The organism is Sphingomonas sp. SORGH_AS_0789 (assembly GCF_031453055.1).
GTDB lineage: Bacteria > Pseudomonadota > Alphaproteobacteria > Sphingomonadales > Sphingomonadaceae > Sphingomonas.
In genome coordinates this window covers 540,472-560,591 of record NZ_JAVIYV010000001.1, presented here as the reverse complement: position 1 = coordinate 560,591, position 20,120 = coordinate 540,472, and the positions used below count along the sequence as shown (strand labels likewise).

The 20,120-nt window shown below is 66.3% G+C and carries 20 protein-coding genes; 9 read left to right on the top strand and 11 right to left on the bottom strand.

The genetic code is table 11. The annotated features are described in order from the left end of the window. Positions 1-37: 37 nt before the first annotated feature. Together rdgB and rph are read right to left on the bottom strand one after the other, a co-directional pair. Positions 38-664, bottom strand: a complete 627-nt coding sequence (gene rdgB / locus QE360_RS02480) for an RdgB/HAM1 family non-canonical purine NTP pyrophosphatase (RefSeq protein ID WP_309699055.1) — start codon at positions 662-664, stop codon at positions 38-40. Then, the gene (gene rph / locus QE360_RS02475; RefSeq protein ID WP_261269213.1) at positions 661-1,377 is read right to left on the bottom strand and encodes a ribonuclease PH; all 717 of its coding nucleotides are present in this window, start codon (positions 1,375-1,377) and stop codon (positions 661-663) included. Before rph ends, rdgB begins: the two co-directional genes overlap by 4 nt. Positions 1,378-1,672: 295 nt before the next feature. Here rph and hrcA point away from each other — a divergent pair, with 295 nt between their 5' ends. Together hrcA and grpE are read left to right on the top strand one after the other, a co-directional pair. Next, a complete protein-coding gene (hrcA, locus tag QE360_RS02470) occupies positions 1,673-2,713 on the top strand; it encodes a heat-inducible transcriptional repressor HrcA (RefSeq protein WP_309699053.1) in 1,041 nt (346 codons plus the stop codon). A gap of 12 nt (positions 2,714-2,725) precedes the next feature. Further along, on the top strand, positions 2,726-3,271 hold the full coding sequence (gene grpE, locus QE360_RS02465; protein WP_309704038.1) for a nucleotide exchange factor GrpE: 546 nt from the start codon (positions 2,726-2,728) through the stop codon (positions 3,269-3,271). A gap of 222 nt (positions 3,272-3,493) precedes the next feature. Here grpE and QE360_RS02460 read toward each other — a convergent pair whose 3' ends face one another. From QE360_RS02460 to QE360_RS02450, 3 genes are all read right to left on the bottom strand, one after another. Further along, entirely contained in the window at positions 3,494-3,952 is a 459-nt protein-coding gene (locus tag QE360_RS02460; protein WP_309699051.1) for a vgr related protein, read from the bottom strand. Positions 3,953-4,022: 70 nt separating this feature from the next. After that, a complete protein-coding gene (locus tag QE360_RS02455) occupies positions 4,023-6,104 on the bottom strand; it encodes a LamG-like jellyroll fold domain-containing protein (protein ID WP_309699049.1) in 2,082 nt (693 codons plus the stop codon). 439 nt (positions 6,105-6,543) lie between these two features. After that, positions 6,544-6,975, bottom strand: coding sequence for a copper chaperone PCu(A)C (locus QE360_RS02450; RefSeq protein WP_309699047.1), 432 nt, complete (start codon positions 6,973-6,975; stop codon positions 6,544-6,546). 179 nt (positions 6,976-7,154) lie between these two features. On the opposite strand from QE360_RS02450, the gene dnaK reads away from it, so the two are divergent. From dnaK to QE360_RS02430, 4 genes are all read left to right on the top strand, one after another. After that, complete coding sequence (gene dnaK, locus QE360_RS02445) at positions 7,155-9,053, top strand: molecular chaperone DnaK (RefSeq protein ID WP_309699045.1); 1,899 nt, start codon at positions 7,155-7,157, stop codon at positions 9,051-9,053. 165 nt (positions 9,054-9,218) lie between these two features. Further along, the gene (gene dnaJ / locus QE360_RS02440; RefSeq protein ID WP_309699043.1) at positions 9,219-10,352 is read left to right on the top strand and encodes a molecular chaperone DnaJ; all 1,134 of its coding nucleotides are present in this window, start codon (positions 9,219-9,221) and stop codon (positions 10,350-10,352) included. 512 nt (positions 10,353-10,864) lie between these two features. Next, a complete protein-coding gene (locus tag QE360_RS02435) occupies positions 10,865-11,302 on the top strand; it encodes a hypothetical protein (RefSeq protein ID WP_309699041.1) in 438 nt (145 codons plus the stop codon). Positions 11,303-11,387: 85 nt separating this feature from the next. Continuing rightward, a complete protein-coding gene (locus QE360_RS02430; protein WP_309699039.1) occupies positions 11,388-11,900 on the top strand; it encodes a thioredoxin family protein in 513 nt (170 codons plus the stop codon). A 215-nt stretch (positions 11,901-12,115) separates the two neighbouring features. Here QE360_RS02430 and purB read toward each other — a convergent pair whose 3' ends face one another. After that, entirely contained in the window at positions 12,116-13,429 is a 1,314-nt protein-coding gene (purB, locus tag QE360_RS02425; RefSeq protein ID WP_309699037.1) for an adenylosuccinate lyase, read from the bottom strand. Between the two features lie 215 nt (positions 13,430-13,644). Here purB and QE360_RS02420 point away from each other — a divergent pair, with 215 nt between their 5' ends. Further along, positions 13,645-14,103, top strand: a complete 459-nt coding sequence (locus QE360_RS02420) for an EF-hand domain-containing protein (RefSeq protein WP_307103132.1) — start codon at positions 13,645-13,647, stop codon at positions 14,101-14,103. A gap of 195 nt (positions 14,104-14,298) precedes the next feature. Here QE360_RS02420 and QE360_RS02415 read toward each other — a convergent pair whose 3' ends face one another. The 5 genes from QE360_RS02415 to QE360_RS02395 form a co-directional block, all read right to left on the bottom strand. Next, on the bottom strand, positions 14,299-14,904 hold the full coding sequence (locus QE360_RS02415) for a 50S ribosomal protein L25/general stress protein Ctc (protein ID WP_307103134.1): 606 nt from the start codon (positions 14,902-14,904) through the stop codon (positions 14,299-14,301). 122 nt (positions 14,905-15,026) lie between these two features. Next, complete coding sequence (locus QE360_RS02410) at positions 15,027-15,914, bottom strand: TraB/GumN family protein (RefSeq protein ID WP_309699034.1); 888 nt, start codon at positions 15,912-15,914, stop codon at positions 15,027-15,029. Positions 15,915-15,955: 41 nt separating this feature from the next. Further along, positions 15,956-16,390, bottom strand: a complete 435-nt coding sequence (locus QE360_RS02405; RefSeq protein WP_309699032.1) for a hypothetical protein — start codon at positions 16,388-16,390, stop codon at positions 15,956-15,958. Next, positions 16,387-16,566: a hypothetical protein gene (locus tag QE360_RS02400; protein ID WP_309699030.1), complete on the bottom strand. Its 180-nt coding sequence runs from the start codon at positions 16,564-16,566 to the stop codon at positions 16,387-16,389. The genes QE360_RS02405 and QE360_RS02400 overlap by 4 nt, the downstream gene beginning before the upstream one ends. Positions 16,567-16,647: 81 nt before the next feature. Further along, positions 16,648-16,851 carry a helix-turn-helix transcriptional regulator gene (locus tag QE360_RS02395; RefSeq protein ID WP_261269196.1) on the bottom strand — a complete coding sequence of 68 codons (204 nt, stop codon included), beginning with the start codon at positions 16,849-16,851 and terminating at the stop codon, positions 16,648-16,650. 246 nt (positions 16,852-17,097) lie between these two features. Between QE360_RS02395 and QE360_RS02390 the strand changes: the two genes are divergently transcribed. Continuing rightward, positions 17,098-17,937, top strand: a complete 840-nt coding sequence (locus QE360_RS02390) for a glycine--tRNA ligase subunit alpha (RefSeq protein ID WP_309699026.1) — start codon at positions 17,098-17,100, stop codon at positions 17,935-17,937. Then, positions 17,937-20,111 (top strand): glycine--tRNA ligase subunit beta, encoded by a 2,175-nt coding sequence (glyS, locus tag QE360_RS02385; RefSeq protein ID WP_309699024.1) that lies wholly within the window; start codon positions 17,937-17,939, stop codon positions 20,109-20,111. Before QE360_RS02390 ends, glyS begins: the two co-directional genes overlap by 1 nt. Positions 20,112-20,120 lie beyond the last annotated feature (9 nt).

Sequence of the window (20,120 nt, the reverse complement as noted above, 5' to 3'; positions counted from 1 at the left end):
GGGCTGCCACCTCCCCTTTCAGGGGAGGAATAGAAGGTCAGAACACTGCCTTCACCAGCTGGCCGAACGCGTCGGCGCGGTGGCTGATGCGGTTCTTTTCGTCCTGGTCCATCTCGGCGAAGGTCTCGCTATAGCCGATCGGCTGGAAGATCGGGTCATAGCCATGGCCCTTGTCCCCGCGCGGCGGCCAGACGATGGCGCCGTCGACGCGGCCCTCGAACCATTCGACATGGCCGTCGGGCCAGCCGACCGCCAGCGCGCAGACGAAATGCGCCGAGCGCGCCATGTCCGGTTCCTCGTTCAGCCGATCCTCGACCGCGCGCATCGCCATGGCGAAGTCCTTTTCCGGCCCTGCCCAGCGCGCCGAGAACAGCCCCGGATCGCCGCCCAGCGCCTCGACGCACAGCCCGCTATCGTCCGACAGCGCCGGGAGCCCCGACAGGTCGGCGGCGGCCAGCGCCTTCAGCTCGGCATTGGCGACGAAGGTGGTGCCGGTCTCCTCGGGCTCGGGCAGGTCGAGGTCGGCGGCCGCGATCACCTCGACGCCGTAGGGGGCGAGCAGTTCGCGGAATTCGACGATCTTGCCCTTGTTGTGGCTGGCGAGGACCAGCTTGCCGGGTTCGAGCTTGCGGATCGCCTGGCGGCCATTGCCTTCGCCGCTCATGCGCGGATCGCCCGGTCCTGCGCCGCGAAGATCTCGGTGCAGCCCATGCGCGCCAGACGCAGCAGACGCAGCAGCGCCTCTTCGTCATAGGTGGCGTGCTCGGCGGTCGCCTGGACCTCGGCGATATGGCCGTTCTCGATCAGCACGAAATTCGCATCGGCATCGGCATTCGAATCCTCGATATAGTCGAGGTCGAGGACCGGGGTGCCTTTATGGATGCCGCACGACACGGCGGCGACCTTGTTGCGGATCGGGTCGCTGGTCAGCTTGCCCTCGGCCATCAGCTTGTTGACCGCCATGCGCAGCGCGACCCACGCGCCCGAAATGGCGGCGGTGCGGGTGCCGCCATCGGCCTGGATCACGTCGCAGTCGATGGTGATCTGCCGCTCGCCCAGCGCCTTCAGGTCGCAGACGGCGCGCAGGGAGCGGCCGATCAGCCGCTGGATCTCCTGGGTGCGGCCCGACTGCTTGCCCTTGGCCGCCTCGCGGCTGCCGCGCGTATGGGTGGCGCGGGGCAGCATGCCATATTCGGCCGTGACCCAGCCCTCGCCCTTGCCGCGCAGGAAGGGGGGCACGCGCTCCTCGACGCTGGCGGTGACGAGCACCTTGGTATCGCCGAACCCGATCAGCACCGATCCTTCGGCGTGGCGGGTGAAATTCGGCTCGATGGTGATGGGACGCATCTGGTCGGGCATCCGGCCGGACGGGCGCATAGTCTTCTCCTTGTTCCTTGACCCAGCCCTAACCGGCCCCCGCGACTTGCGCCAGAGACCAAGGTGTCGATCGGAAGACACTCCCCTTCTTCTCCGCGCCCTCTGCGCCTCTGCGCGCAAAGAAGAAGAATGGTTCACGCGGAGGCGCGGAGACGCGGAGGAGGAGCCGAACAATCTCCGCGTCTCCGCGTCTCCGCGTGAGAAAATTTCGCGCAGAGGCGCAGAGGGCGCGGAGAAGAAGGGGCGTCTCCCGATCGCGGTTGAGCGGCGTGCGGGGAATGCCTACATTTCCGGCATGGTCACGCCACCGATCACCGAGCTGACCGACCGGGCGCGCGATATCTTTCGCGTGGTGGTCGACAGCTATCTCACCAGCGGCCAGCCGGTGGGGTCGAAGACCATCGCGCTGTCGGGGATCAACCTGTCGCCCGCCTCGATCCGCAACGTGCTCCAGGAACTGGAGGAGCGCGGGCTGCTGGCCGCGCCGCATACCAGCGCGGGGCGGATGCCGACCGATGTCGGGCTGCGGCTGTTCGTCGACGGCATGATGCACGCGATGGAGCCCAGTATCGAGGAACGCGCCGCGATCGAGGCACGCGCCGCGCGCTCCGGCCCGGTCGAGGAGGCGCTGGCGGCGACGACGGCGGTCCTGTCGGGGCTGTCGGCCTGTGCAGGGCTGGTGATGGTGCCCAAGCGCGAGATGAAGCTGCGCTCGATCGGCTTCGTGCCGCTGTCGCCGACCCAGGCGCTGGCCGTGCTGGTCGCGGAGGACGGCGCGGTCGAGAACCGGGTATTGGAGCTACCACCGGGCATGACGCCCTCGGCACTGGTCGAGGCGGGCAATTACCTGTCCGCCACGCTGGCCGGGCTGACGCTGGGCCAAGCGCGCGAGCGGCTGGAGCGCGAACTGGCGGCGGGGCGCGCGGCGCTGGACGGGGCGGCGCGCGCGCTGGTCGAACAGGGGCTGGCGGTCTGGAGCGAGGACGGCAATCGCCGCCCGATCCTGATCGTGCGCGGGCAGGGGCGGCTGATCGATGCGGCCGCCGCCGCCGATCTGGAGCGCGTGCGCGACCTGCTCGACGATCTGGAGGGCAAGCAGGAGATTGCCAGCCTGCTCGATTCGGCGCGCGCGGGGGATTCGACCCGCATCTTCATCGGCGCGGAGAACAAATTGTTCGCGCTGTCGGGATCGTCGGTGATCGCGCGACCGTTTCGCGGGCTGGACGGCCAAGTGGTCGGCGTGGTCGGCGTAATTGGCCCCACGCGGTTGAACTATGCCCGCGTCGTGCCCATGGTGGATTTCACGGCGGCAACGCTTGCCCGGATGATGGGCTGAACAGGGATTATGATGAGCGAGAACACGACCAACGCACCCCAGAACGACCTGCGTGAGGAAACGGCCGAGGCCGCGCCCGAAGTGGCGGGGCAGGACCGTCTGGCCGAGCTGGAGAACCAGCTGGCCGAGGCCAAGCAGCAATATCTCTATGCCCAGGCCGAGAATCAGAATGTCCGCCGTCGCGCCGAAAGGGAAGCGGCGGATGCGCGCAACTATGCCGCGACCGCCTTTGCGCGCGACGTCCTGTCGGTCGCCGACAACCTGCAACGCGCGCTTGCGGCGATCCCGGCCGATCTGCGCACCGACGACAAGTGGAAGGGCCTCGTGACCGGCCTCGACGCCACCGGCCGCGAGCTGGACAGCGTGCTGGGCCGCCACGGCATCACCAAGATCGAGGCGATGGGCCAGCCGCTCGACCCCAACAGGCATCAGGCGATGATCGAAATGCCCTCCGACCAGGAGCCGGGCACGATCGTGCAGGAGATGCAGTCGGGCTATATGATCAAGGACCGCCTGCTGCGCCCCGCGCTGGTCGCGGTGGCGAAGAAGCCGGACTGATCGGTTCTAGAGGAATGACGAGGGGCGGGCCGGTTGGTCCGCCCTTTTTTGTTGAGGGATGCGCGGCTTTCCCTCCCCCATCCCCTCCCGCTTGCGGGAGGGGCGTGTTGCCTGACAACGTTGACGCCTGCCCCCGAAGAAGCGCTCGCGGTGACCGCGAGCACGCCCCTCCCGCAAGCGGGAGGGGATGGGGGAGGGCCTCCGCCCAGGGGTAAACGCCCGCTAATCGCCCCGAAACGGCACCAAGGTCTGATACTGCGCCAATGGCGGCGCCCCCGCCACCACCGCGCCGCGCTTCAGCAGAAAGGCATGGCGGACGATCTCCGCCTGCTGCTCGATGCCATAGCGACCAAAGGGCTGTCCCGGCTTCAGCGCATAGTCGTATCGGCAAAAGGGATGGCGCTTCAGCGGCAGGAAGATGCCCTGCTGATGCTGCCAGATATGCACCATCTCATGGATGAACAGCCCCTGCTCATGGAGCGGGCAGCCGCCGAAATCCTCGCGCCACAAATCGCCCTTGGGGTGGAAATGGATGCAGCCGGTGGGCGCCATCACCGTGTCGCGCGGCTGGAAGAAGGCCCATTTGGTCGGGGACAGCCGCACCTTCGCATAATCGATCGCATCGCCAAAGACGGACCGGGCCAGCCGTTCCTCGTTGGGGGTGAGCGCGCGCTTGGTCATGGGGACCAGATGGGGGGCGTGCGGGCGGCGGGAAAGGGGCGGGCCACCATCACGGCCCGCCCCCGATGCGTCAGCTCCGCCGCGCGGTCAGCCACTGGCTGTTGGACAGCGGCTTGGCGACGACGCGGACCTCGCCGATATGGCCGAAATAGCCGTCCTTGCGCGCGCCGTCCCACCAGGCGGCACCCAGCACCCAGGGCATGTCGGCGGCCAGCGTCGCGATGCCGACCTGGCCCGCGCTGTTGCGCAGGACGGGCGCGCCGTCGACATAGAGGATCGTCTCGTTCGCCACCGGATCGTTGACGATCGCGATGTGATACCAGGTGTCGACCATCACCTCGCCCGACCAGTTGGCTTGGGGATAGCTGGTGTTGGACGACGGCACGACCTCCCACTGGATTTCGCGCAGCGACGAGATGGCGAACAGCACCGGCGGCGATTGCCGGTCGCCCCCGGCAAAGCCCGGCAGATTGCCGCGATTGCCGTTGCGGGTCAGGATATTGCCCCAGCGGTGGTTGGTCACGGTCCAGTTGGCGTCGATCTTGATGAACGCCTCGACCGTATAGCCCGCGCCGAAGGTCGCCGCGTTGATCGGCGCGGTGGTGGCGGTGGCGAAGGCGCTGCTGCGCGCGGTCACCTTGTCGGTGTTGCGGAAGCGGACGCTGCCCGGTGCCGAAGACAGGCGGTGGCGGTCGGTCGACCAGACCACATCCTCGACCATCGCCGGACCCGACAGCGGCACGCGCGCCATGGGGTTGCGGCCGGTCACGTCGGGCAGCGTCTCGCCGACCTGGACGACCTTGCCGTCGACGATGCCGCTTGCGACGCGCCAGTGCGCGGCGGTCTCGGCGATCTTGGGATAGTCGTCGGCGTCGCGCGGCAGCACCTCGGCGGGCGCGGCGGGCTCGGTATAGCCGTTCAGCAGCGCCGAGCGGACGCGCGGCAGGATCGGCACGCCCGCCGTCATCTCGGTATAGGCAAAGCCCGGCAGGAAACGGGCGAAGCGCTTCTTGAAGTCCATGCTGATGGTGAAGCGGTTGTTCGCATCCTCCAGCACCGCGCGGTCGAACTGGTTGAGCGTCGCCTTGGGCTTCTGGACCACCCAGGGCGAGAAGCTCATCACGTCGATCTTGTTGGCCGAGAAGTCGATCTCGTACAGCCGCATCATCGCGTTGCCGCCCTGATAGGCCATCTGGTAATCGACGACCATCTCATGGACCGGATTGCCGAAGTCGTTGGTCTTGGTGAGCAGCGCGGCGCCGTGGTGATGGCCGTTCAGCGTCATGAAAATCTGGTCGTTGTCGCGGATCAGGTTGTTCCACAGCATCAGGCCGTAATCGGTCTCCAGCGGGCTCTTGCCGTCCTTGTCGATGTTGAGCAGCTGGTGGTTGGCCAGGATCACGGGCAGGGTCGGGTTGCGGCGGATCACGTCGCGCGCCCACAGGATCCCGGCGTCCGAGATGCGCCAGGACAGCGACAGCACCATGAACGTCACGCCGTACATCTCGAAGATGTGATATTCGTGGAAGCCGGTGCGGTCGCGCTCGCGGAAGGTCGTCTGCGCCTGCGCGCGCGAGGTCGGGAACCAGTTGAGATAGGGCTCGGCCGACAGGGTGCGTTGGCTGTCGGTGCCGTTCTGCTGGTCGGACGGGACGTGGTAATCGACATCGTAGAGGACGTCGTGATTGCCCGCCAGGATCGAATAGGGAATGCGCGCCGTCTCCAGCCGCTTCATCGCGGCATCGGCCACCGCCCACTGCGCGGGCTTGCGCACCTGGTCCACCACGTCGCCCAGATGGATGACGAAGGGGATCGAATAGGCCTGGGCGTTGTCGACGATCCACTGGGTCTGCGCGGCGAAGGGCTCGGAGCCATATTTGCGCTGGAACTGGCGGTTCTCGTCAGTGGTCGCATAGCGCGAATAGAATTGCGTGTCGGGCAGCACCGCGATCGAGAAGCTGGTGGTACCGACCGGCGTGGCGGCGGCCGTTCCGGCGGTGGTCGTCGGCTTGGCGTTCAGCAGCGCATCGTCGTCGCACCCCGCCAGCGCCCCCGTCAGCGGCAGCATCGACAGACCCGCAGCGCCGCGCAGCAGCGTCCGCCGGTCGGCGATCCGCCGCAGGCTGAACCGGGTGTCGTTCGTATCGGACATGGTCAAAATTCCCCCATTTCTGGCTCGTTCGAGCCAGCGGGGCGCGCTGTATGGCGCTTGTTTGACACATGAAGGACCGATTCATTACCGATTTAGGTCGATGCTTGAAAAATAAATTATTCTGCCGTCATTTTTCGGTCATCGGGGGGAGGCGGATCGTCCCCAGAGCCGATCGACATTCACGATTGCTTCTTCTTCTTCTTCCCCTCTCCCCTGGACAGGGGAGAGGGTTAGCGAAGCTTGCCAGCCTGCTGGCTAGCGCAGCTTGGGTGAGGGGTTGAGCGAGCCCAAAGGCTCGCGCGCTCGCTTCGCGAGCGCCCACCCCTCACCCAGCTCCGACTAAGCCTTTGCTTTCGCAAAGACCAAGTCTGCGCAACCCTCTCCCCTCTGCGAGGGGCGAGGGAAGGAAAGGCATGGCTGAATGTCGATCGGCCCTGGCTTATTCCGGCGCCGGATCGCCCGCCCCGATCACCCGCGCCCCCTGGCGCAACCGGGTGCCGTCCGAAAAGGACAGGAGCAGCGACAGGATGCGTCCGGGCTTCACGCCGGGGTTCATGTCGTACAGCATGACATGCCGTCCGCCGGGGGCGAAGGCGACGGTTCCTCCGGCGGGGATGGGGACGCGGTCGACCTTCTTCATCGCCATCCCGCCCTCATGCATCTCGCTGGTGATCGCGACGTCGCTGCTGACCGAGATCAGGTCGACGGCCTTGGGGCCGCCATGGACGATGAAATAGGCGGCGGCGGGGCGGCCGGGCACGGCGGCCAGACGGACCCAGCCTTCCTCGGCGTAGAGTTCCGGCTTTTGTGCGCATCCCGTCAGCGTCGCCCCGGCAAGCGCACAAAGGCCCAGAAAAACGGCGCGACGCATGATGAACCCTCTCGTTTCGGCAAATCCCGAGACCACACTAGGTTCCATCCAATCTTGCGGCAACGGATCGCCCACCTATATCCGCCTCGTGAACGGGGTTTTCGGGTTGCCGCTTTCGGGACCGGCGAACCCCGGCATTGGACTTCCAGACTATGTTCTTGAGGGGCATTTAGAGACTTATGGCAAAAGTGATCGGCATCGACCTCGGCACCACCAACAGCTGTGTCGCTGTCATGGAGGGCGGCAAGCCCAAGGTCATCGAGAATGCGGAAGGCGCGCGCACCACGCCGTCGATCGTCGCCTTCGCCAAGGATGGCGAGCGCCTGATCGGCCAGCCCGCCAAGCGCCAGGCGGTGACCAACCCCGACAACACCATCTTCGCGGTGAAGCGCCTGATCGGCCGCCGCTATGACGATCCCGTCACCCGCAAGGACACCGAGCTGGTTCCCTACGCCATCGCGCGCGGTCCGAACGGCGACGCGTGGGTCAATGCGGGCGGCAAGGATTACAGCCCGTCGCAGATCTCGGCCTTCACGCTCCAGAAGATGAAGGAAACCGCCGAATCCTATCTCGGCGAAACGGTCACCCAGGCGGTCATCACGGTTCCCGCTTACTTCAACGACGCGCAGCGCCAGGCGACCAAGGACGCCGGCCAGATTGCGGGCCTCGAAGTGCTGCGCATCATCAACGAGCCGACGGCTGCTGCTCTGGCCTATGGCCTGGAGAAGCAGGACGGCAAGACGATCGCGGTCTATGACCTTGGCGGCGGCACGTTCGACATCTCGATCCTCGAGATCGGCGACGGCGTGTTCGAGGTGAAGGCGACCAACGGCGACACCTTCCTGGGCGGCGAGGACTTCGACAACAAGATCGTCGACTTCCTGGCGTCGGGCTTCCAGAAGGAAGAGGGCATCGACCTCACCAAGGACAAGCTGGCGCTCCAGCGTCTGAAGGAAGCGGCCGAAAAGGCGAAGATCGAGCTGTCCTCGGCCCAGTCGACCGAGGTCAACCTGCCCTTCATCACCGCCGACCAGAACGGCCCGAAGCACTTGGTCAAGTCGATCACCCGCGCCGACCTCGAGCGTCTGGTCGAGGACCTGATCCAGCGTACGCTGGAGCCCTGCAAGAAGGCGCTGGCCGATGCGGGCATGAAGGCCGACGAGATCGCCGACGTGGTGCTGGTGGGCGGCATGACCCGCATGCCGCGCGTCCGTGAGGTCGTGAAGAACTTCTTCGGCAAGGACCCGCACACCGGCGTGAACCCCGACGAAGTCGTCGCCATGGGTGCGGCGATCCAGGCGGGCGTGCTGCAGGGCGACGTCAAGGACGTGCTGCTGCTCGACGTGACCCCGCTGTCGCTGGGTATCGAGACGCTGGGCGGCATCATGACCAAGATGATCGACCGCAACACGACGATCCCGACCAAGAAGAGCCAGGTCTATTCGACCGCCGACGACAACCAGAATGCGGTGACGATCCGGGTCTTCCAGGGCGAGCGCGAGATGGCGCAGGACAACAAGCTCTTGGGTCAGTTCGACCTGGTCGGCATCCCGCCCGCACCGCGCGGCGTGCCGCAGATCGAGGTCACGTTCGACATCGACGCCAACGGCATCGTCAACGTCTCGGCCAAGGACAAGGGCACCGGCAAGGAGCAGCAGATCCGCATCCAGGCCTCGGGCGGTCTGTCGGACAGTGACATCGACCAGATGGTCCGTGACGCGGAGAAGTTCGCGGAAGAGGACAAGAAGCGTCGTGCCGAGGCCGAGGCCAAGAACAACGCCGAGTCGCTGATCCACACCACCGAGCGTCAGCTGGCCGACAATGGCGACAAGGTCGACGCGTCGCTGAAGTCGGAAATCGAGGCGGCCATCGCCGAGACCAAGACGGCGGTCGAGGGTGGCAACCCCGACACCATGAACGAGAAGGCGCAGGCCCTCGCTCAGGTCGCGATGAAGCTGGGCCAGGCGATCTACGAGAAGCAGCAGCAGGCCGAGGCTTCGCCCTCCGCCGATTCCGGTGCGGCCAAGCAGGACGATGTGGTCGACGCCGAATTCTCGGAAGTCGACGAAACCAAGTAAGGCTGGCGGCCCGGTCCACCCTGTGGTGGGCCGGGCCTTCGGTTGCTGTTGAGAATACCGCCTTTCGGGGCATGAAGTGGCGAAGCGCTTGGGCGTCCGCTCCGTCCGGCCTGACGGCACGGTCGGTCGGCGGGCCACGCACAGGCGGACGGGGCGAGACCGGGCATGAGCACGACGATCGACTATTATGAACTGCTCGAATGCGAGCGCACGGCGGACGATGCGACGATCAAGTCGCGTTACCGCAAGCTGGCGATGCAGTACCATCCGGACCGCAATGCGGGCTGCAAGGACTCCGAGGCCAAGTTCAAGGCGATCAGCGAAGCCTATGACTGCCTGAAGGACCCCCAGAAGCGGGCGGCCTATGACCGCTATGGCCATGCCGCGTTCCAGCAGGGCATGGGCGGCGGTGGCGGCGGCCATGGCGGGCAGGATTTCGGCGCTTTCTCCGATATTTTCGAAAGCGTCTTCGGCGAATTCATGGGCGGCGGACGCGGCGGCGGGCGGCAACAGCCCCGGCGCGGCGCGGACCTGCGCTACGACATGGAAATCTCGCTGGAAGAGGCGTTCCATGGCAAGTCGACCGAGATCACCATCGATGTCTCGGCCGCATGCGACACCTGCGACGGCACCGGCGCCAAGCCCGGCACTAGCGCCAAGACCTGTCAGCATTGCGGCGGCCATGGCAAGGTCCGCGCGCAGCAGGGCTTCTTCGTGGTCGAGCGGACCTGCCCGGTCTGCCAGGGCGCGGGCCAGATCATCGCCGATCCGTGCCCCGATTGCCGCGGTGACGGCCGGATCGAAAAGACCAAGACGCTGGCCGTCAACATCCCGGCGGGCGTCGACGAAGGCACCCGCATCCGCCTGACCGGCGAAGGCGAGGCGGGCGCGCGCGGTGCGCCTGCGGGCGACCTCTATATCTTCCTCCACGTCAAGCGGCACGCGCTCTTCGAGCGGGAGGGCACGACCCTGTTCGCGCGTGCGCCGATCAGCTTCACCACGGCGGCACTCGGCGGGGCGCTGTCCATCCCCGGCCTCGACGGGCGGATGCACGAGATCAAGATCCCGGCGGGCATCCAGTCGGGCAAGCAACTCCGCCAGCGCGGGGCGGGCATGCCCGTCCTGCAAGGGCGCGGCACCGGCGATCTGGTCATCCAGATCGAAGTCGAGACGCCGACCCGGCTGTCGACCCGCCAGCGCGAATTGCTCGAACTGTTCCGCGAAACCGAGACCGGGGACGAATGCCCTGAAAGCCAGGGCTTTTTTGCCAAGTTGAAGAGCGTCTTCGCGGGCGAATAAGCAAGGTTTTCCGTCGATAGACACTATCGAACGATGCAGGGCCGGGATGATCGTCCATCCCGGCCCTGTTGACTCCCGAGCAGGGCGGGAGTCATGATTGTCGCGCGACTTTGACAGGGAAGTCCTGCGATGCGTCACCTGCTTGGATGCTTGATCGCCCTCGGTGCGATGGTGTTCGCGCCTGTCGCGGCGCAAGCTGTTCCATCCCGGAAAGTCGAAAAGATACTTCTGCCGGATGCGGGATCGTCCGACGAGATCATCGTCCAGGCGCTCAGCCTTCCGCGCGACGCCTTGCCCGTCAATGTCCGCTGGGCCCCGGTCGACAATACGCAGGTCAACATCGCCTATGAGCGCGCGGACCAGTTCCTGGCCTGTGCCTTCGACAAGGCCAGCCGCGACTGGTTGCGCAAGGCGGTCGAAGGACCCCCGTCGCTGGCCAGCACCGAATATGCGCAGGGCATGGTCATCGTCACCAACTGGGGATGTTACCCGCCACTGGGATCAAGCCCGCCGTGGAACCCCGCGCTGGCGGGACGGATATCCTCCATCGCGGCATTCTCCTCGAGCGGACGTTGCGCGCCTTCGCGCCGGATGCGTCGCTCGATGCCGCGCAGACCTTCGACCCGGTGGTACGCACGCGCTTCCGCAAGGTGGAAACCGACCATAACCGCTATCGGCAGAATCCGGAGAAATCAGGGTTCGTGGTGGCCGCCTGCCTGGTTCAGACCCAGCCGGTCCTCGCGACCCGGCTATTCCACGCACCGCAGGGCAGCGATCTGGTCCGGGGGCTGGAACAGGCGATGCTCGTCAATGCGCCCGAGTGTCTGGAGGGGGTGAAGAAGCTGAGCGTCGAGCCGACCACGCTTCGTGTGTATCTGATCGATGCCTTTTACCGCTGGCTGCTCGCCGCGCGGAACGTGCCGACCCTGATCCCGGCCAGTGGGGCATAGGCGCGGCGTCCAGCCCCCAAGCAAAGCCATATTGCATTGCAGCGACGGTCGCGCTCCAATGGCGGCCATCAGGATGGAGATTGTCATGTCGCCGTGGAAAGCCGCTTTGCCCCTTCTTGCTGCGTGCGCGCTGCTCCCCGCCGCTGCGCCGGTCGCCGCGCCGCGCGTCGGGATCGCCAGTTTCGAGGCGCTGCCCAAGCCCCTGCCGCTGCCCTATCATGCGGGCGACGCCAAAGCGGCCATCGCGGCGGCGCGCGCGCGGGCGGTCAAGGCGCACAAGCGGTTGCTGATCGATCTGGGCGGCAACTGGTGCCTCGATTGCCGGTTGCTGGCGGGGGTGATGGAGTCGCCGAAGATGCGGCCCTTCGTCGCCCGGCATTTCGAGGTGGTGACGGTCGATGTGGGTCGGTTCGACCAGAATATGGATGTCCCGGCCTCTTACGGCATCACCGGGCGGCTGGCGGGCGTGCCCGCGGTGCTGATCGTCGATCCGAAGACCAACAAGCTGGTCAATGCCGGGCGAGAAACCGCGCTGGCCGATGCGCGGGCGATGACGCCGCAGGCGGTGGCGGACTGGCTGGCGCAGTGGGTGGGGTGAGGGGGCTCACGGCCGGTTGACCGTCATGTGACGACTCATGGGCCGATCGCATTTGATCGGCCGGGCTCCCTCCCCCAGCCCCTCCCGCCTGCGGGAGGGGAGAGGGAAAAGGGTAAGCGCTTCCCCAGGCAACTCCCCTCCCGCAGGCGGGAGGGGTAGGGGGAGGGGAGTCCGTCTCGGCGGGACAAGCCGCCAATGGGACTCCCCCCAACCGATTACGCGCCGAACACCCGCGCGAAGATCGTGTCGACATTCTTGTAATGGTAATCGAGGTCGAACCGCGCCTCGATCTCCTCGGGCGACAGCGCCGCCGTCACGTCCGCATCGGCCTTGAGCAGTTCCATCAGCGACAGTTCGCCATCGGACTCCCACACCTTCATCGCGTTGCGCTGGACGAGGCGATAGCTGTCCTCGCGGCTTACGCCCGCCTGGGTCAGCGCCAGCAGGACGCGCTGCGAATGGACCAGGCCACCCATCTTGTTGAGGTTCTTCTCCATCCGCGCCGGATAGACGACCAGCTTGTCGATGACGCCGGTGAGGCGGGCGAGCGCGAAGTCGAGGGTGATGGTCGCGTCGGGGCCGATATAGCGCTCGACCGAGCTATGGCTGATGTCGCGCTCATGCCACAAAGCGACATTCTCCAGCGCCGGGGTGACATAGCCGCGCACCATGCGGGCCAGGCCGGTCAGGTTCTCGGTCAGCACCGGGTTGCGCTTGTGCGGCATAGCCGACGAGCCCTTCTGGCCGGGCGAGAAATATTCCTCGGCCTCCAGCACTTCGGTGCGCTGCAGGTGGCGGACCTCGGTCGCCAGCCGCTCGATCGAGCTGGCGATGACGCCCAGCGTCGCGAAGAACATCGCATGGCGGTCGCGCGGGATGACCTGGGTCGAGACGGGCTCGACGGTCAGGCCCATCTTCTCGGCGACATGGGCTTCGACGCGCGGGTCGATGTTCGCGAAAGTGCCGACCGCGCCCGAGATCGCGCAGGTGGCGATGTCGGCGCGCGCCGCGACCAGGCGGGCGCGGTTGCGGTCGAACTCGGCATAGGCTTGCGCCAGCTTCAGGCCGAAGGTGACCGGCTCGGCATGGATGCCATGGCTGCGGCCGATGGTCGGGGTCAGCTTATGCTCGTAAGCACGGCGCTTGATGACGGCGAGCAGCGCGTCGAGATCCTCGATCAGGATGTCCGAGGCGCGCGCCAGCTGCACCGCCAGGCAGGTGTCGAGCACGTCGGACGAAGTCATGCCCTGGTGCAGGAAGCGCGCCTCCGGCCCGGTCCGCTCGGCGACATGGGTCAGGAAGGCGATGACGTCGTGCTTGGTCTCCGCCTCGATCGAATCGATGCGGTCGATGTCGAAATCGCCCGCCGCCTTGTCGGCTTCCCAAATGCGCGCGGCGGCTTCCTTCGGGACGACGCCCAGTTCAGCGAGCGCGTCGGTGGCGTGCGCCTCGATCTCGAACCAGATGCGGAAACGGGTCTGGGGATCCCAGATCCGGGTCATGGGAGCACGGGAATAGCGCGGAATCATCGGGGCACCTTCAGGTCGTGGAAACGGCACGGCTTACCGTGCACTCCCTCTCGGAATCACGGTGTGCCGTGCCGTTAGCAGGGACGAGCCGAGCCTTCAAATCCGAAGATGCAAACCCCATATGGTCAAATGCGGAACGGGATCGTATCACTAAAGGCGAAGATGCGTTTCCGGTCTTCATAGTCATCGATCGACCAGAGTAAGGGAGAGACGAGATGATGAAATATGCTTTTCTTGCCGGTGCCATGATGGCGTCTGCCCCGGTGCTTGCGCAGGTCGCGCCCGCCCCCGCCCAGACCACGCCGGCGGCGCCGCAATCGGCGACGACAACCACGGCTGATCCGATGCAGGCCGCCACGCCGTCGGCGGAACCCGCCGCGCCTGCCCAGGCGGCCCCCGCTGAGGGGCAGGTCCAGGCGACCGGCAGCCAGATCGCGCAGGTCGTCGACACCCAGTTCCCGACCTATGACAAGGACGGTGACGGCCAGCTGAACAAGGCCGAGTTCACCCAATGGATGGTCGCGCTGAAGGCGCAGACCGACCCGTCGACCAAGGCCGAGTCGCCCGCGACCAAGAAATGGGTGGGCACCGCCTTTGCCCAGGCCGACACCGACAAGAGCAAGAAGGTGTCGAAGACCGAGCTGACCGGCTTTCTGAGCCAGGGCCAGGGCTAAGCCGGAACACCCCCTCCGTTCCTACGATTCCCCGAGCGGGGATGAGCGGGGCCGTCGGACCACCCGGTTCGGCGGCCCTTTCCCATTCCTCCCCAAGCAGAGCCTGGGGAGGAATAGGGCGCGAAAAAGGGCAGGGGCGTCGCCGCCACCTGCCCTGATTTCGTTCGCTCGCTCGTGAGAGAAAGCGAGGCCGGATCAGGCCTCTTCCGAACCTTCCGACGCATCGGCCGCTTCGTCCGCAGCGGTCGGAACCGTCGGCGGAACGATGGTGGCGATCGCGAAGTCGCGGTCGTCGATGGCGGGCTCGGCGCCCTTGGGCAGCTTCACGTCCGAGATGTGGATCGAGTCGCCCACGGCCAGACCCTTCAGCGAGATGCTGATCTCGGTCGGGATGTTGGCGGCGTCGACGACCAGCTCGATCTCGTGGCGAGTGATGTTCAGCACGCCGCCCTGCTTCACGCCGCTCTCGTCTTCGTCGGTGAAGACGACCGGAACGGCGACCGTGACGGTCTCATGCTCGCCGATGCGCAGGAAGTCGACGTGCAGCGGGCGGTCGGTGACGGGGTGGAACGCGACGTCCTTCGCCAGCGTGCGCTGGCCGTCCACCATGATGACCGAGGTGAAGAAGTGGCCGGTCATCAGCGCCTTGACGAGCGCCTTCTCTTCGAGATGGATCGACGCGGCGGCCTTGTTCTGGCCATAGATCACGGCGGGGACGCGGCCTTCACGACGCAGCGAACGGGAGGCTCCCTTGCCAACCTGATCGCGCGTCTCGGCGGCGAGCGTAAGGGTGTCGCTCATTCCAGTAACTCCGAAACAAAAGGGATATAGCTTCCCGATCACGCCTCCAGGGATGACCATGACCGGAAGCGGCGGCGCATAGCCGCAAAGGCGGCAAAAGGCAAGGTGTCGGCCGCCGCGCCTCAATAGGCGATGCGCTGCGCCTTGATCCCTTGCTTGGCGAGCTGTGCCTGGACGCTGTCGTCCCCGGCCAGATGGCCCGCGCCGACCGCCATGAAGATCGTGCCGGGCTTGGCCAGCCGCTGCTTGATCCAGCTCGCCCAGCGACCGTTGCGGTCGGTCAGCAGCGTCTTGGCGACCTCGGGCGAGTCCTTCAGGCTCTCGTTCATGTCGCGGGCCAGCGCGTCGGGGTCGCCATGCGCCCATTCGTCGACCATCTTCGCCATTTCCTCGCCCGCCTTGGGCATTTCGTCCACGGTCGAGGTCAGGAACTCGATTTGCGCCTTGGGCGACAGGCCGTTGAAATAGCCGATCTGCTGCTCGGCGGTTTCCAGCCCCTCGACCGGCTTGCCCTCCGACCTGGCGGCTTCGGTCAGCACCTTTTCCGGCCCGTTGGCGGGATCGTAACCCTGTTTCTGGAGCGGCGCGATCGACAGGGTGACGGCGGCGAGCCATGGCTTCATCCGGTCGAACGCCTGGGGCGGCGCGCCCAGATCGGCGATCGCCTTCAGATAGGCGCCGCGCTTGTCGGTGGGCAGCTGTTCGGTCAGCGTGGGGCCGGTGGGCGAAAAGCCGTTCTTCAGCACGATCTGCTGCATCGTCGCCTTGTCGGGTTCGACCATCTCCAGGACCAGTTGGTCGGATTTGTCGAACGCGGTCTTCACCGCCTCGTCGAACCAGGTCAGGCCGGGCTTCAGCACATGGATGGTGCCGAACAGATAGATGGTGGTGTCGGCATCCTTGACCACCCACAAGGCGGGGTCCGCGTCATTGGGGGCCTGGGCGGGCTTGCTCTGCGCGCAGGCGGGGAGCGCCAGCATGAGGGCGAGCGAGGTGAGGGCGGTCTTCATGATCGTCTTCATGGGATCGGGCTTTCGGAAAGGGAAGGGGATCAAATGTACTTGCGCCACAGCCAGACCAGGCCGGCGACCGCGAGCATCGCGCCGTACACCCATTCGATCTGCACCGGGGGCAACACGCCGCCGCGCCACAGGAACCACCAGACGGGCACGCCCAGGCCGACCGTATAGAAGCTGGCGACCGCACCGTCGCGGTAAGCCTGGCGTTCGTGCTCGTCGACCACCCGATGCCAGCGCCATGAGATGATGGGGACGATCACGCCCCAGATCAGCGCCATCAGCACGGCGAACCAGAGCGGCAGTGGGGAGGACCACAGGTCTGGGCGGGCTGCACCCCGCGGCTGTTGTAAAACGATCAGCGCGGTCGACAACCCGGCGATCCCGCCGACGGCGCCGGATATGGCAAGTAGGCGGTGATTGGCGCGTTCGCTCGGTCCCTTGGCGATGCGCGAAGCATTCATGGTCATGGCCGCACCTCGATGGAAAGATGGACGGAGAAGCCGGGCAGCGCAGCCTTGGGGGCGGCCTGCATCTTCGGGCGGAACGTGTCGAACGCGATCCCGCCTACGCGACCGGCGCCCCAGCCGAGCAGCGACAGCGCGATGCCGGTCCCGATCACCGTGCGGGTCAGGCGGCGGCTCATGATCGCACCCGGCGGATCAGATAGGCCGGGCCTCCGCCGCGCGTCATCCGTTCCGGTTCCTGCGGATCGCAGTCCGGCGAGTCACTCACCATGGTGCTCGTCATCGAAAATCTCCTCGATGGGCATGTCGAACAGGCGGCCGATGCGGAAGGCGAGCGGCAGCGAGGGGTCGTATTTCCCCGTCTCGATGGCGTTGACGGCCTGTCGCGACACGTCCAGCCGCCCGGCGAGTTCCGCCTGGCTCCAGTTGCGTTCGGCGCGCAGCACCTTGAGGCGATTTTTCATGTCCACCTCCTCTTGCATGGCAACCTCCCTTTGTCACCCGTGCATGACGGAATGTCAGGTCACCATGACAAAGTGACAGCGAGTCGCGACTGTGTCAACAAGACATGACAAAATATCATGCTTGGCTGACTGGTGGCGTCGCGAGCGCGGCGGCTCGCCTTGACCGCGAAGGGGGCATGAGCCAAAGCCTGCCGCGTTATGCTGACCCGGAACGGACCCCCGGAAGGACCACTTTCCTTCCAGCGCATGATCCTCACCCTCCATGACTATTGGAGCGAGCGCGGATGCGTGATCCTGCAACCCTATGACATGGAGATGGGGGCGGGCACCTTTCACCCCGCGACCACGCTGCGCGCGCTGGGTCCGGATTCGTGGAACGCGGCTTTCGTCCAGCCCTGCCGCCGTCCGACCGACGGCCGCTATGGCGAGAACCCCAACCGGCTCCAGCATTATTACCAGTATCAGGTGATCCTGAAGCCCTCGCCCGCCGACCTGCAGGACCTGTATCTCGGCAGCCTGGCCGCAATCGGCGTGGACATGGCCAAGCACGACATCCGCTTTGTCGAGGACGATTGGGAAAGCCCGACCCTGGGCGCCTGGGGCCTGGGCTGGGAAGTCTGGTGCGACGGGATGGAGGTGACCCAGTTCACCTATTTCCAGCAGATGGGCGGTTACGACATGAAGCCGGTCGCGGGCGAGCTGACCTATGGGCTCGAGCGTCTGGCCATGTACATCCAGGACGTCGACAACGTCTACGACCTGCGCTTCAACGATGCGGGCGTGAGCTACGGCGACGTGTTTCTCGAAAACGAGAAGCAGATGTCGACCTGGAATTTCGAGGTGGCCGACACGGAGACGCTGTTCGACGCCTTCAAGAAGGCGGCGGCCGAGTGCGAGCGCTGTCTGGAGGCCAAGCTGCCCATCCCCGCCTATGAACAGGCGATCAAGGCCAGCCACACCTTCAACCTGCTGCAGGCGCGCGGCGTGATCTCGGTGGCGGAGCGCCAGGCCTATATGGGCCGCGTCCGCGATCTGGCGAAGGGCGCGTGCGGCGCCTGGATGGACAAGAACGGCTGGGCCGCGTGATGACCGATTTTCTGCTCGAACTCCGCTCCGAAGAAATTCCCGCCCGGATGCAGGCGGGGGCGCGGGAGAACCTCGCCAAGCTGTTCGCCGCCGAACTCGCCAAGGCCGGTCTGTCGGCGGGTGAGATCGTCACCTATGCGGGCCCGCGCCGCCTGGCGCTGATCGCCAAGGGTCTTCCGTCCGCGACCGAGGCGGTGTCCGAGGAAGTGAAGGGCCCGCGTGCCTCCGCCCCGCCCCAGGCGCTGGAGGGCTTCCTCCGCAAGACCGGGCTGACGCGCGAGCAGTTGACCGAGCGCGACGGCGTGCTCTTCGCGATCACCGAAAAGCCCGGCCGCGCGACGGCGCAAGTGCTGGCCGAGGCGATCCCCGCGATCGTCCGCGCCTTCCCCTGGCCCAAGTCGATGCGCTGGGGGGCGGAGTCCGCCTCGACCGAGTCGATGCGCTGGGTCCGCCCATTGCACGCGATCGTCGCGCTGTTCGGCGGCGAGGTGGTGCCGTTCGAGGTCGCCGGGATCACTAGTGGCAATGTCACGCGCGGTCACCGCTTCCACGCGCCCGCCGAGATCGTGCTGACCGGCGCGGACACCTATGTCGAGCAGCTGCGCGGCGCCAAGGTGCTGGTCGATCAGGACGAGCGCGCCGCGATCATCCGCAAGCGCGCGTCGGCGCTGGCCGCCGAGGCCGGGCTGGAACTGGTCGAGGACGAAGGGCTGGTCGCCGAGAATGCCGGGCTGACCGAATGGCCGGTGCCGCTGCTCGGCCGCTTCGACGAAGCCTATCTCGACGTGCCGCCGGAAGTCATCCAGCTCACCGCGCGGGTGAACCAGAAGTACTTCGTCTGCCGCTCCGGCGACGGCAAGCTGGCAAACGCGTTCGTCTGCACCGCCAATATTGAGGCGAGTGATGGCGGGGCAAAGATCGTCGAGGGTAATGGCAAGGTGCTCGCCGCCCGCCTGTCCGACGCGCGCTTCTTCTACGAGACGGACCTGAAGACCAAGCTCGACGATCTGCGGCCCAAGCTGGAAAAGATCGTCTTCCACGAAAGGCTGGGCTCCGTCGCCGACAAGGTAGAGCGGGTGGCTAAGCTCGCCCGCTGGCTGGTCGAAGAGGGGATCGTCACCGAGTCCCCCTCCCGCAGGCGGGAGGGGTTAGGGGAGGGCCGTGCCCCAAGCGACGTCGCCAGCGGAACCGCCCCCCCCCCATCCCCCCCCGTGAACGGGGGGGGCGAGCTTGCCGATCTGGCGGAGCGCGCCGCGTATCTGGCGAAAGCCGATCTGGTCACCGGTATGGTCGGCGAGTTTCCCGAATTGCAGGGCCTTATGGGTGGCTATTACGCCGCCGCTCAGGGCGAGGACCCGCGCGTCGCCGAGGCGGTTCGCGATCACTATAAGCCGGTCGGTCAGGGCGATGATGTCCCCACCGCGCCGGTGACGGTGGCCGTGGCGCTGGCCGAGCGCCTTCATACGCTTGCGGCATTTTTTGAAGCGGGGATTGAGCCGACTGGATCAAAAGATCCGTTTGCACTTCGCCGTGCAGCACTTGGAACCCTTCAGCTCATTCTCACTAATGGCCTTCGATTCAGGCTTCGCCGCGTGTTTGAGATTGTTCTGGCCAATAATCGGTATGGGCAGACCTATCTTACGGAGGAGCCGACACTCGGAAAGCTCCTCGATTTCTTCGCCGACCGCCTCAAGGTCCAGCAACGCGAGGCAGGCGTCCGTCACGACCTGATCGACGCGGTCTTCGCTCTCGGCGGCGAGGACGATCTCGTCCGCCTGCTCGCCCGCGTCCGCGCGCTGCAAGCCTTCGTCACCACCGACGACGGCACCAACCTGCTCGCCGGGTATAAGCGCGCCGCGAACATCCTGAAGAAGGAAGGCGTCGAGGGCGACCAGGGCTGGACCGCGCCGACCTACACGCCCGAACCCGCCGAGGCCGATCTGATCGCCGCGCTCGACGCCGCCGAGCCCAAGGCGGCCGAGGCGGTGAAGGCCGAGGATTTCGAGGCCGCCATGGCCGCGCTCGCCTCGCTCCGTGCGCCGATCGACCGGTTCTTCGATGATGTGACCGTCAACGACGCCGACCCGGCCAAGCGGGCGGTGCGCCTGGCATTGCTCGCCCGCGTTCGGGCCGCCGTCCACATGGTGGCGGATTTTTCGAGGATCGAGGGATGAGTTGAGCCG